The sequence below is a fragment of the Sphingomonas sp. CCH9-E2 genome, from assembly GCF_001557215.1.
Classification (GTDB): domain Bacteria; phylum Pseudomonadota; class Alphaproteobacteria; order Sphingomonadales; family Sphingomonadaceae; genus Sphingomonas.
Genome location: NZ_LSJM01000111.1, coordinates 45,228 through 58,069, shown reverse-complemented (window position 1 = coordinate 58,069; position 12,842 = coordinate 45,228). Strand labels below are relative to the sequence as shown.

The 12,842-nt window shown below is 65.9% G+C and carries 11 protein-coding genes; all 11 read left to right on the top strand.

The annotated features are described in order from the left end of the window. Window positions 1-56 precede the first annotated feature (56 nt). Window positions 57-851, top strand: coding sequence for an enoyl-CoA hydratase-related protein (locus AX681_RS06225; RefSeq protein WP_231733870.1), 795 nt, complete (start codon window positions 57-59; stop codon window positions 849-851). Window positions 852-859: 8 nt separating this feature from the next. Beyond that, window positions 860-2,089: an acetyl-CoA hydrolase/transferase family protein gene (locus AX681_RS06220; RefSeq protein WP_066665194.1), complete on the top strand. Its 1,230-nt coding sequence runs from the start codon at window positions 860-862 to the stop codon at window positions 2,087-2,089. Window positions 2,090-2,102: 13 nt separating this feature from the next. Then, a complete protein-coding gene (locus AX681_RS06215) occupies window positions 2,103-3,035 on the top strand; it encodes a 3-keto-5-aminohexanoate cleavage protein (protein WP_066665196.1) in 933 nt (310 codons plus the stop codon). Further along, complete coding sequence (locus AX681_RS06210; RefSeq protein ID WP_082738181.1) at window positions 3,035-4,420, top strand: AMP-binding protein; 1,386 nt, start codon at window positions 3,035-3,037, stop codon at window positions 4,418-4,420. The genes AX681_RS06215 and AX681_RS06210 overlap by 1 nt, the downstream gene beginning before the upstream one ends. Then, on the top strand, window positions 4,417-5,679 hold the full coding sequence (locus AX681_RS06205; RefSeq protein ID WP_197422082.1) for an enoyl-CoA hydratase-related protein: 1,263 nt from the start codon (window positions 4,417-4,419) through the stop codon (window positions 5,677-5,679). The genes AX681_RS06210 and AX681_RS06205 overlap by 4 nt, the downstream gene beginning before the upstream one ends. A 161-nt stretch (window positions 5,680-5,840) precedes the next feature. Then, the gene (locus tag AX681_RS06200; protein WP_066665210.1) at window positions 5,841-7,511 is read left to right on the top strand and encodes a 4Fe-4S binding protein; all 1,671 of its coding nucleotides are present in this window, start codon (window positions 5,841-5,843) and stop codon (window positions 7,509-7,511) included. Further along, window positions 7,397-9,700, top strand: a complete 2,304-nt coding sequence (locus AX681_RS06195) for a molybdopterin-containing oxidoreductase family protein (RefSeq protein WP_082738183.1) — start codon at window positions 7,397-7,399, stop codon at window positions 9,698-9,700. The genes AX681_RS06200 and AX681_RS06195 overlap by 115 nt, the downstream gene beginning before the upstream one ends. A gap of 44 nt (window positions 9,701-9,744) precedes the next feature. Further along, entirely contained in the window at window positions 9,745-10,494 is a 750-nt protein-coding gene (locus AX681_RS06190; protein ID WP_066665217.1) for an electron transfer flavoprotein subunit beta/FixA family protein, read from the top strand. Beyond that, window positions 10,491-11,420 carry an electron transfer flavoprotein subunit alpha/FixB family protein gene (locus AX681_RS06185; protein ID WP_066665219.1) on the top strand — a complete coding sequence of 310 codons (930 nt, stop codon included), beginning with the start codon at window positions 10,491-10,493 and terminating at the stop codon, window positions 11,418-11,420. The genes AX681_RS06190 and AX681_RS06185 overlap by 4 nt, the downstream gene beginning before the upstream one ends. Before the next feature lie 22 nt (window positions 11,421-11,442). Beyond that, window positions 11,443-11,619 (top strand): hypothetical protein, encoded by a 177-nt coding sequence (locus AX681_RS21855; RefSeq protein WP_156442956.1) that lies wholly within the window; start codon window positions 11,443-11,445, stop codon window positions 11,617-11,619. Next, window positions 11,612-12,841 (top strand): molybdopterin molybdotransferase MoeA, encoded by a 1,230-nt coding sequence (locus tag AX681_RS06180; protein WP_066665224.1) that lies wholly within the window; start codon window positions 11,612-11,614, stop codon window positions 12,839-12,841. Before AX681_RS21855 ends, AX681_RS06180 begins: the two co-directional genes overlap by 8 nt. Window position 12,842: the final 1 nt, after the last annotated feature.

Genomic DNA, 12,842 nt, shown 5'->3' with positions numbered 1-12,842 from the left:
CCGGACGCGGCCGCCTGCCGATGATCGAACACCAGATAGATTGCAGGAGAACCACCGTGATTGATCCCGCCACCTTCGAAGACGTGCTGTACGAGGTCCGCGGTCGCGCCGCCTGGGTCACGATCAACCGTCCAAAACTCTACAACGCGTTCCGCGCGCAGACGATCGAGGAGCTGATCGCCGCATTCAAGCTGGCGGCGGACGATCGCGGCGTTTCGTCGATCGTGCTGACCGGCGCCGGCGACAAGGCGTTTTGCACCGGTGGCGACCAGAGCGCCAAGGACGGGCAATATGACGGGCGCGGCATCGTCGGCCTGCCGATCGACGAGTTCCAGTCGATCATCCGCGATATTCCGAAGCCCGTCATCGCGCGGATCAACGGCTTCGCGATCGGCGGCGGCAATGTCTTCGCGACGTTGTGCGACCTGTCGATCATGGCCGACACCGCGAAGCTGGGCCAGGTCGGCCCCAAGGTCGGTTCGGTCGACGCCGGCTGGGGCACGGCCTTCCTCGCCCGGCACGTCGGCGACAAGAAGGCGCGTGAGATCTGGTTCCTGAACCTGCAATATTCGGCGCAGGAAGCGCTCGAGATGGGGCTGGTCAACAAGGTCGTGCCCGCGGCCGAGCTTGACGCTGCGGTAACGGAGTGGACCGACATCCTCGCGCAGCGTTCGCCCACGGCGCTCGCGCTGGCCAAGCGCAGCTTCAATGCCGACAGCGACAATATCCGCGGCATCAGCATGCTGGCGCTGAATTCGGTGAAGCTCTTCTACGACACCGAGGAGTCGAAGGAAGGGATGCGCGCTTTTCACGAGAAGCGTGCCCCCGACTTCCACAGTTTCGTCAAGTAAGACGTGCGATGCCGCGCACGATCGAGGTCGATCAGCTTGCCGAGGTGTTGCCACCCGGTGGGTTGACGCTCGTCTCGGGCTGCTCGGCCGAATCCGACCTGCTGGCGGATGCGGTCGAGCATGCCGGCGCGGCACTGGGTGCGATGACGTTCAGCGGCATCTTCGTCGGCGGGCTGAACACGCGGGCCTGGGATGCCGGTCCCGACAGCCGAGTGCTGACCTTCTTCCAGACCCCGGTGCTTAAGGCGGCGGCGGCGCGGGTCGAGTTTCTCCCGCTCTGCTACCAGGACGTGCTCGCCGAGCTGCGCCGCCGCCGCCCGGCCGCTGCGCTGTTCATGTGCGCGCCGCCCGATGCCGACGGGTTCTGCAGCTTCGGCACGCAGGTCGATTTTCTCGCCGAACTGTGGCGCGAGATTCCGATCCGCATCGCGCACATCAATCCGCTGATGCCGCGCACGCCCGGCGATCGCGGCATCCCCGTCATCGAGCTGACCGCCGTGATCGAAGGCGAGCAGCCTCTGCGAAGCCTGGCGGCTGGGCCTGCCGACCCGGTCGCTCAGGCGATCGCTGCGCATGTCGCACCGTTCGTGCCGGATGGGGCGACGTTGCAGACCGGGCTGGGCAAGGTGCCCGACGCGATCCTCGGCGCACTCACGACGCGTCGTGATCTTCGCGTGCATACCGGCCTGATTGGGGATGGGGTGTTGTCGCTGCTTGCCTCGGGCGCAATGGCGAAAGGCCGTTCGGTGACGGTTGGTGTCGCGATCGGCAGCGATGCGCTGTACGGCGGGCTGGATCATCCGGCGCTGCAGTTCAGGCCGGTTTCGATCACGCACGATCCCGCTGTGCTGGCAGCCATTCCCGACCTCATCACGATCAATTCGGGGATCGAAGTCGATCTGTTCGGCCAAGCCTATGCCGAGTTGACGCCGAAGGGCTGGATGTCCGGGCCGGGCGGCGCGTCGGACTTTGCGCGCGGCGCGCGGGGCCATGGCCTGCGCATCGTCGTCCTGCCTGCCACCGCGCGCGGTATCAGCCGGATCGTCCCACCCGGCGCGGCCGCCGGCCCGGTGTCGCTCGGCCGCATGGACATCGACATCGTCGCGACCGAGCATGGCGCCGCCGACTTGCGCAGGCTCGGTCACGATGCGCGGGCAGCTGCCCTCATCGCCATCGCCGCACCCGATCATAGCGCCTCGCTCAGCGAAGCATGGGCGCAATTCAACCGACGCATGTGAAGGAGAGCGCGCCATGGCATCGAGCAACAAGGTAATCATCAGCTGCGCGGTCACGGGATCGATCCATACGCCATCGATGTCGCCGCATCTGCCGGTGACGGCGGCCGAGATCGCGGAGAGCGCATTGGGAGCGGCGGAAGCGGGTGCGGCGATCGTCCACCTTCATGCGCGCAATCCCCAGGATGGCCGGCCCGACCAGTCGCCGGAAGCATTCGAGCCGTTCCTGAAAGTGATCAAGCAATCATCCGACGTCGTCATCAATCTGACGACCGGCGGTTCACCCTACATGTCGGTTGAGGAGCGCGTGCGGCCTGCCGCGGTATGGAAGCCGGAAGTCGCCAGCCTCAACATGGGCAGCATGAATTTCGGGCTGTTCCCCATGCTCAAACGCTACAAGGACTTCAAGCACGACTGGGAACCGACGATGCTGGAGGGCAGCCACGACCTAGTATTCCGCAATAGCTTCAAGGATATCCGCTACGCGCTCGAGACGCTGAACGAGACCGGCGCGCGCTACGAGTTCGAATGCTACGATACCAGCCATTTGCACAACCTCCATTATTTCTGGAGCGAAGGGTTGGTGCAGGCGCCGCTGTTCATCCAGACCTGTTTCGGTCTGCTCGGCGGCATCGGCCCGCACCCGGAGGAGGTGCTGCACATGAAGCGTACCGCCGACCGGTTGTTCGGCGACCAGTATCGCTGGTCGGTGCTGGGCGCGGGCGCTTCGCAGATGAAGGTGGCGGCGCAGGCCGCGGCGATGGGTGGCCACGTCCGCGTCGGGCTTGAGGACAATTTGTGGATCGGCAAGGGCGAGCTGGCACCGTCCAACGCCGCGCAGGTAATCAAGGTGCGACAGATCCTGGAAGGCCTGGGCCTTGAGATCGCGACCCCGGATGATGCCCGGGAGATCCTCGCTCTCAAGGGCGGGGACAAGGTCGGCTTCTGATGCGGACGCTCGCCGACGTCCCCGCGGCCTTTCCGCCCGATCGTGTCGCGGTGGTGCATGGCGGCGAGCGCTGGACGTTCGGCGAACTGGATGCTCGCTCTACGGCCTGGGCAGGCGCGTTGCGACACAGGGGCGTAGGGCCGGACGACCTCGTCGCCTACGCCTTGCCGAACGGGCCGGAGTTCCTGGCGCTGACGTTCGGCATCTACCGCGCCGGGGCAACCCCGGCCCCGCTTTCGCCGAAGCTGCCGCCGATCGAACGCGATGCGATCCTGGCGGCGATGCAGCCAAGACTTTATCTGGGTGTTGGCGAAGTCCCCGGCGCCGACCGATTGCCTGCGGCACCGACACATCACGTCGCCGCGGCGTGGAAAGCCTGCACCAGCGGCGGCAGCACCGGCACGCCGAAGGTGATCGTCGACGGACGGTCGGCGCAATTCGACGAAGGGACCGACTTCATCGGCATCCCCGCCGACGCGGTCGCGATGGTGCCCGGCCCGCTCTATCACAATGCGCCGTTCAGCGCGGCGATCTTCGCGCTCTGGCGTGGATCGGCGGTAGTGACGATGGAGCGCTTCGATGCCGACGCCGCGCTGTCGATCATCGAGCGTGAGCGCGTGCAGTGGGCGCTGATGGTGCCGACGATGATGCACCGCATCTACACGCTTCCGCCCGAGCGGCGCGCTGGACACGATCTCTCCACCTGGCAGATGGTGGTGCACACCGCCGCGCCGATGGCGCAGTGGCTGAAGCGAGCCTGGATCGAGTGGCGCGGCGCCGATCATATTTGGGAAGTCTATGGCGCCACCGAGGGGCTGGTGCGCTGCTGGATCGGCGGGCGCGAATGGCTCGATCGGCCCGGCTCGGTCGGGCGGCCGATCGGCGGCGCCCGCATCCGCGTCCTCAACGACGCGATGCAGGACGTGCCGCCGGGAACGGTGGGCGAGATCTTTGCGTTGCCGGCCAGCGGGCCGCGCTCGACCTACCGCTATATCGGCGCCGAACGCCGCGCCGACGCCGGCGGATGGGAGTCAGTCGGAGATTGCGGCTGGGTCGACGATGAGGGCTATCTGTTCCTTACCGATCGCCGCAACGACCTGATCATTTCGGGCGGCGTCAATATCTGGCCGGCGGAAGTCGAGGCTGCGCTGCTGCGCCATCGCGCGGTCCGCTCGTGCGCCGTTATCGGCCGGCCCGACGACGAACTGGGCCAGGCGGTCCATGCGATCGTCGAAAGCGCAGAACCGCTGACCCTCGCAGACATGACCGAATTCCTGCGTGACCATCTCGTCCCGGCGAAATGGCCACGCTCGATCGACGTCCGCACGACTGCGGTGCGCGACGATGCCGGCAAGTTCCGCAAATCCGAAGAGGCGACACGATGACTCAACCACCGCATATGACGCAGTTCCGGATCGAGCCGGGCCGGGAGGGCATAGCTCACCTCGTGTTCGATTGCCCCGGCCGCACGATGAACGTCTTTTCGGAGGCCGCCATCGCCGATCTGGGTGCCTTCGCGACGTGGCTGGGAGAGGCCGATGTGCGCGGCGTCGTCGTTCGATCGGGCAAGTCGAACGCCTTCTGTGCGGGGGCCGATCTGACCGAACTCGGGCTGGCCTATGACATGATCGTCGCCGCGCCCGAGCGGCGTCGCTTCGACATCGCTTTCGATCACTTCTTTGCCCTTAGTCGCGCTCTGCGAGCGCTGGAGACGGCGGGAAAGCCAGTTGTCGCGGCAATCGCCGGACTGGCGCTGGGCGGCGGCTGCGAACTCGCGTTGGCCGCGCATCACCGCGTGTTGGTGGACGATCCGAGAATCGGGCTTGGGTTGCCGGAGTCGCTGGTTGGACTGCTTCCCGGCGCAGGCGGAACGCAACGCTTGCCGCGCCTGATCGGCATCGAACGCGCGCTTCCGATCCTGCTTCACGGCGCTCGCCTGTCGGGCGCGGCGGCGCTCGACGCGGGCTTGGTCGGTACGCTGGTCACGGCCGGCCAGGAAATCGAGGCGGCCGAGGCATGGATCCTGGACGGCGGCACGGCTGTACAGCCATGGGATTCCGACGACTGGGTGCCCGCTGATCCTGCAGTGGCGCAGGCAGCGACGGCCCCCGCGCGTGCCGCAATCCTGGCAGAAACGCTCGGCCATTACCCCGCGCCGCTGGCGATCCTCGATTGCGTGGCGCTGGGGGTACCGCAGGGGTTCGATGGCGCGATCCGCACCGAGATGGCGATCTTCGCCCAACTCATTCAGCGTGAGGAGGCGCGCAACATGATCGCGACGCTGTTTCTCGCCAAGACCGAATATGAGCGGCTGCGGCGCAAGGACGCGCTGCCGCCAGTGATCGAACAGGCGGTTGCTGCCGCTCAAGCCGCGATTGCGGCGGAGGATTCACGATTACTGGCGCAGGCTGGGTTCGGCGGCGAAGCTCCGGTCGTACGCACGCGCGCGGAACGCGGCTTCTGGATCGACACCGTGGCGCCTGCCCGCGAAGCGATTGAGCGCATCGACCGGGCGATTACGCAAGCCATCTCGCTGCCTCGCGAATTGGCTCCGCTTGCAGACTTCGCGATCGTCACTCATGCTGGATATCCCGCCTATCTGGGAGGGCCGTTCCTGCGCACCCATGTGAGTGCCGCCATTTGAATTGGTCCGTGCTTGATCCAGCTGTAAAATGCGACTAGTAAACTAATTAACGAAAGAGCCGTCAGGCCGTAAGCTGAAGCCGGATGGAGAGGCACCATGCATCGACCAGTGAAGCACGATGTGAAGGCGTCGCTCGAGCAGGCCGGCAAGAGCGACCTTGCATGACCCATGTCATTCTTCAGCATTGCTGCGTCGATGGCGCCTGTGTCGATGTCTGTCCGGTCAACTGCATCCACCCGCTTACGGGAGAGCTGGAAGCGGAGCAGGCGGAGATGCTGTATATCGATCCCGCGACGTGCATCGATTGTGGTGCATGTGCAGACATCTGTCCGGTCGGCGCGATCGCAAGCGATTATGACCTGGAGGAAGCGGACGAACGCTTCATCGAGCTGAACGCGGCCTATTTCGAACAGCCCGGCGCGCGCGACTACACGCCGCGGCGCCGGCCTGGCGCTTTTCCTGCGAGCCGCGCAAGCAGTGAGACACTGCGCGTGGCGATCGTGGGAACAGGTCCTGCGGCGTGTTATGCCGCGACAGAGTTGCTCGAGCGCCGCGGAGACGGTGTGCGGGTCGAGATGTTCGACCGCCTGCTCACCCCGGGGGGCCTGGCGCGCTTCGGCGTCGCGCCCGACCATCTCGCGACTCGCACGATCGTCGATCGCTTCGAGCGGTTGTTCGACGATCCACGCGTAACCTTGCGACTCGGCATCGAGATCGGTCGGGATATCGCCGCTGCCGACCTTGCGACCGCCTATGACGCTGTGATCTATGCGGTCGGCGCGGGTGCCGAGCGCGCGATGGAACTCGCCGGGGGATCGCTGCCGGGCAGTCTTTCGGCAACCGAATTCGTCGGCTGGTATAACGGCCACCCCGATTTCGCCGATCACCGGTTCGACTTTTCGGCAAAGCGCGCGATCGTCATCGGCAACGGCAACGTCGCCTTGGACGTGGCGCGTATCCTGGCACAGGAAGTCGAACGGCTTCACCGTTCCGACATTGCGGCACATGCGCTGACTGCGCTGCGCGACAGCAGCATATCCGAGATCGTCGTGCTGGGTCGCCGCTCGCCGCTGGAGGCGGCATTCACATTGCCAGAGCTGCTCGGGCTTCACGGTCGCGACGATTTCTCGCTCTGGACCGATTTCCCGACGGAACTCGGCGCCATGCTACTCGACGCACAGGCAACGCGATCGGCGCCGTGGAGCGCCCGCCGCAAGTTGGCCGCAATACACGATCTTCCGCGCCAGCCGGCGTCGGGGGGCAAGTCGATCCGGCTCTCCTTCCTGCGTACGCCCGAGGCGGTGATCGGCGAGGAACGCGCGAGCGCATTGCGCCAGCGCGTCAATCGCCTCGAGCTTGACGAGAACGGCACGCGCATCACGGCTTCGGACCACAGTATCGTCGAGGATGCCGGCCTGATCGTCCGTGCAGCGGGCTTCCGCGGTGTGGCAATCGCCGGTACGGCGTTCGACGACCAGCGCGGCATCATGCCGAATGTCGGCGGGCGGCTTATGGACCCGGACACCGGCGCCGTTCGTCAGGGTCACTATGTGACCGGCTGGATCAAGCGCGGGCCGTCCGGATCGATGGGCACCAACAAGTCGTGCGCGCGCGAAACCGTTGCGGCGCTGCTCGACGATTTGGAAGCGGGCCTTCTCGCCGATACTGTGCGAGATCGCCCGCTCCTGCACCTTCCGGAACATGCGACGATCACACAATGGCGCGCGATCGACGCGCACGAGCGCGCGCAGGGGCGGCGCACGGGCCGCCCGCGCGTCAAGCTGGTGGACCGCGCAGAATTGCGGCGGATCGCCGCGCAAGGGGAGGCTTGACCGTCATGCGTGAGCTCAAGCCGTCCTTCTGCCGCTGCTGCATCAACCAATGTTCGATCCTGGTCGATGTTGACGACGGCCATGTCCTCGCCGTTCACGGCAACCCGGACAACCCGCAATATCAGGGCTACAGCTGTATCAAGGGACGCTCACAGGGCGCCTACCTGTCGGCGCCCGATCGCGTGCTGCGCCCGCTGCGCCGCAAGGCCGACGGCACGCACGAGGAAGTGACCAGCGATGCCGCACTCAACGAGATCGCCGAGAGCCTGGTTCGACTGCGCGATCGCCACGGGCCGCGCTCGATCGCCTCCTATTGGGGCACCATGGCCAGCGTCGGCAATTTCGGTGCCGGTATGCCGTTCTTTACCGCGTTGCTCGACGCGATCGGCACGAACATGCGTTTCGATCCCAACACGATCGACAAGGGCGGCAAGCAGTCCGCGCAGTCGTTCCTCGGCTATTGGGGGGCGCCGGCGATGGGTTTCGACCGGCCCGATGCGATCCTGCTGATCGGCATCAATCCGCTGCTGACGTATACGGGTTTTCCCTCCGGCTCGCCGAAGCGCTGGCTGGCAGAGACGCTCGCGCGGGGTTGCCAGCTCATCGTCATCGACCCGCGCGAAAGTCATGTCGCGGCACAGGCAACGCATTTCCTGCAGGCGCGGCCGGGCAACGACGCGCTGATCATGGCCGCCATTCTAAAGGTCGTGATTGAGGAGAAACTGTACGATCGCGCTTTCGTCGACGCGCATGTGACCGGGTTGGACACGCTGCGAACCGCGCTGCACTCGATCGATGTCGCCGCCGTGGCCGATACCGCCGGCGTGAGCGCCAACCTGCTTGCCGACTCGGCTCGGACCTATGCGCGCGCGCGGCGGGGCTATGCGATGGCGGGAACCGGCCCGCACATGTCGGGCTTCGGCACGCTGATCGAATATCTGGTGCTCGTGCTCGAGACGATCTGCGGCCGGTGGCTGCGCGCAGGTGACGTGGTGAAGGCCAGCCCCTCGCTGCTTCCGGCTTTCTCCGCTCGCGCGCAAGCACGCGGCCCGGATCCGGATTGGGCGCTCGCCGGCCGAATGCGGGTGCGCGGCCTCAAGCAGAGCCGTGCGGGGATGCCGACTGCCGCGCTCGCCGAGGAAATGCTGCTGCCGGGCGAGGGACGGGTGCGCAGCCTGCTGTGCTGGGGTGGCAACCCGGCAATGGCCTTTCCAGACCAGCAGCGGACGATCGAGGCGCTGAAATCGCTAGAGCTGTTCGTGACGATCGATCCGTGGTTTACTGAATCGGGCAAGCTCGCACATTATGTCCTCCCCCCGCCTATGGGGCTGGAGGTCGAAACGGCGACGATCTTCATGGACTGGCTTTCGGGTCGCGCGACGGGCTACGGCCAAGGTCAGGCGCACGCGCAATATACGCAGCAGATTGCGCGCCGTCCGCAGGGCTCCGATCTGCTGGAAGAGTGGCAGATCTTCTACGAACTGATGGTTCGGATGGGTTATCCGGTCGAGGTCCTGCCATTCGGCCGTCCGCCCGAGGGGGCGAAGGTCCGGTTCGACGCGCGACCGAGCAACGCCGAGTTGCTGGAGAAATTGACCGAGGGGAGCCGCGTTCCCCTCGACGTCATCAAGTCAAATCGTCACGGGCACATCTACGACGACGGGTTGATCGTCGTCCAGCCGGGCGATCCCGCCAACACGGCCCGGCTGGAAGTCGGGCATCCTGAGATGCTTGCGTGGTTGTCAGAAGTGGTGGGCGCGCAATCGGCTCGCAGCCCATCGAACGAATTCCGGCTGCTGTGCCGACGCGAAAATCACGTCTACAATTCCTCGTGCAATCGTCGCGTGACCAATAAGGGACGGTTCCACAACCCGGCATTCCTCCATGCCGACGATATGGCCCACCTCGGTGTCGTCGATGGCGATGAAGTGGAACTATCTTCCGAACTCGGCAAGATCCGCGCGCTGGTGTCTCGCGACGACCACGTTCTGCCGGGCACGGTATCGATGGCGTTTGCCTATGGGGACGCACAAAACCCGGAGGCTGATCCGGTGCTTCACGGCGCAAGCCCGAACCGGCTGATCCCGACCGACCGAGTCTACGATCCTTATACGGGCCAGCCGCGCATGACCAATGTCGGGGTTCAAATCATGAAGGCGACGGCGGACCAGTCGCTTCACGACGCGTAGTCGTCGGAGCATCGGCCCGCGCAATGCTGTCAGCGGAGGACGCAATGAAAGTCTTGGTGCCGGTCAAGCGTGTGCTTGACTATAATGTGAAGCCCCGCGTGAAGGCGGACGGGACGGGCGTCGATCTGGCGAACGTCAAGATGAGCATGAACCCGTTCGACGAGATCGCGGTTGAGGAAGCCATTCGCCTGAAGGAAAAGGGCGCGGCTTCGGAGATCGTCGTCGTCTCGATCGGCGAGCAGAAGGCGCAGGAGACGCTGCGCACCGCACTCGCCATGGGTGCCGACCGCGCGATCCTGATCGTCGCCGAGGACAAGGTCGAGCCGCTGGGCGTCGCCAAGCTGCTGGCGAAGGTCGCCGAAGCGGAAGCGCCTGGCCTCGTCATCCTGGGCAAGCAGGCGATCGACGACGACAACAACCAGACCGGGCAGATGCTGGCCGCTTTGCTCGGCTGGGGCCAGGGCACCTTCGCGAGCAAGGTCGAGGTCGCCGGTGATGCGGTGGACGTGACGCGCGAAGTCGATGGCGGGCTCGAGACGGTCAAGCTCAAGACGCCGGCGATCGTCACCACCGACCTGCGCTTGAACGAGCCGCGCTATGCCTCGCTGCCCAACATCATGAAGGCCAAGTCCAAGCCGTTGGAGCAGAAGACTCCCGCCGACTACGGCATCGACGTCACCCCGCGCCTCACTACGGTGAAGGTCGAGGAGCCGGCCAAGCGCCAGGCTGGTGTCAAGGTCGCCGATGTCGATGAACTGATCGGCAAGTTGAAGACGCTGGGAGTGGTGGCATGAGCGTTCTCGTCTGGGTCGAACATGACAATGCGTCGGTGAAGGACGCGACGCTGGCCGCGGTCACCGCCGGCACGAAGCTGGGCGATGTCGTCGCTTTGGTGGCCGGGCAGGGCGCGCAGGGCGCGGCCGATGCCGCCGCCAAGATCGCCGGCGTCAGCAAGGTGCTGCTCGCCGACGACGCGGCGTACGGCCATGCCCTCGCCGAGAATGTCGCGCCGCTGATCGCCGAGCTGATGAGCGGTTACGACGCGTTCGTGGCTCCTGCCACCACCACCGGCAAGAACATCGCGCCGCGCGTCGCCGCGTTGCTCGACGTGATGCAGGTGAGCGAAGTGCTGAGCATCGAAAGCGCCGACACCTTCACCCGCCCGATCTATGCCGGCAATGCGATCGCGACCGTCAAGTCGAGCGACGCCAAGAAGGTGCTGACGATCCGCGGCACGGCGTTCGACAAGGCGGCGGCCGAAGGCGGCAGCGCCTCGATCGAGAGCGTCTCGGGCGGCGGCGACAAGGGCCTGTCCAGCTTCGTCGGCGCGGAGATCGCCAAGAGCGAGCGCCCTGAACTGACCAGCGCGAAGATCATCGTCTCGGGCGGCCGCGCGCTGGCTTCGGGCGAGAACTTCACCTCGATCATCGAACCGCTCGCCGACAAGCTCGGTGCGGGCGTCGGCGCATCGCGCGCGGCGGTCGACGCGGGCTATGTCCCCAACGATTATCAGGTCGGTCAGACCGGCAAGATCGTCGCCCCTGAAGTCTATATCGCGGTCGGCATCTCCGGCGCGATCCAGCACCTTGCCGGCATGAAGGACTCCAAGGTCATCATCGCCATCAACAAGGACGAGGACGCCCCGATCTTCCAGGTCGCAGACGTTGGCCTGGTCGGCGACCTGTTCAAGATCGTCCCCGAACTGACCGAGAAGCTGTAAACCGACGTGAGGGAGATCCTGAATGGCTGACGATCTCCTGACTGGCAGCGTACGCCTGATCGGTCACCAGCCGGGTGGTCGCGCGTCGCCAGCGCTGGAGGTTGCGCAGGGGAGGCTGACCGGGGTCGGTAGCATCGGGCGGCCCGCATCGACGATGTTCGAGACGCTGACACAGGCAGGGTCGCCGATCGATGCATGATCAGCCGATCGAACGCGGCGCTTGCATCGCCAGGATCGGTTATGATGCGGCGCAGGCGATCCTTGCATTGCACGCATCGCCGCTGGGCATTGAGCGGCTCGGATTGGCGGATGGTGCCGGGAGAGTGCTCGCCGAGCCCGTGGTCGCCCGCATCGATTCCCCCCGCCGTGATTGCGCGGCAATGGACGGTTATGCGGTGCGGACGGTCGATTTGCGCCAGTTGGCCTCTTTCAACCTGATCGGATCGGCTTTTCCCGGCACTCGCGAAGCCGGCACGATCGGGCCGGGTGAGACGATGCGGATCATGACCGGAGCGCCGCTCCCGATCGGCGCCGATCGCGTGGTTGTTACCGAGCGAAGCCAGCGGATCGGCAGTCAGGTGCGGCTTGCGGGCGACGTTGCCGATCGGTCGCATGTCCGCCGCCGTGGCAGCGACTTCGCCGCCGGGACGGCATTGCTGCCGCAAGGGCAAGTGCTCGATCCATTCGCGATCACGTCCGCCGCCGCCGCAGACGTGGTCGAGGTGGTCGTGTTCCGGCGACCGCGTGTGGCCATCCTGGTCACGGGCGACGAGCTCGTCCCCGCCGGCGCTGCGGCGGCCGGCCCTTACCTGGTGCCCGACAGCCTATCGATCGCGCTCGGCGCGTTCGCCGAGCGATGGGGCGCCGCGAGCGTGGTCACGGCACGTGTTGGTGACGATGCTGCTGCAATCCGATCGGCGTCGCAGTCGATTGCCGAGAATGCTGATGTGCTCGTCGTCACCGGCGGTGCCTCGCGCGGCGACGCGGATCATTGTCGTGCTGCGCTTGCCGCTCTGGGGCTCGAGATGGCTTTCGCCGACTTGGCGATCAAACCGGGTAAACCGGCCTGGTTCGGCCGTATCGGGGCGTTACACGTGTTGGGCCTGCCAGGCAATCCGACCGCTGCATTGACGGTCGCCCGCCTCTTTCTCGCTCCGCTGCTGGCGGGACTCGGCGGTAGGCCGATAAGCGGTGCGGTTGATTGCTATCAGATGATCCTGTCAGCCCCGGCCCCCGTTAATGGCGATCGAGAGGCGTTCCTTTGCGGGTCGATCGAGCGAAGCGGCGTGCAGGTGCTGGATCGTCAATCCGCATCGAGCCAGGCGCAGCTCGTCCGCACGCAGTGCCTCATCAGGCGACAACCCGGTGCCGCGCCGCTTGGCGTCGGATCGCTTGTGGATGTACTGAGACTGTACCCCTGAT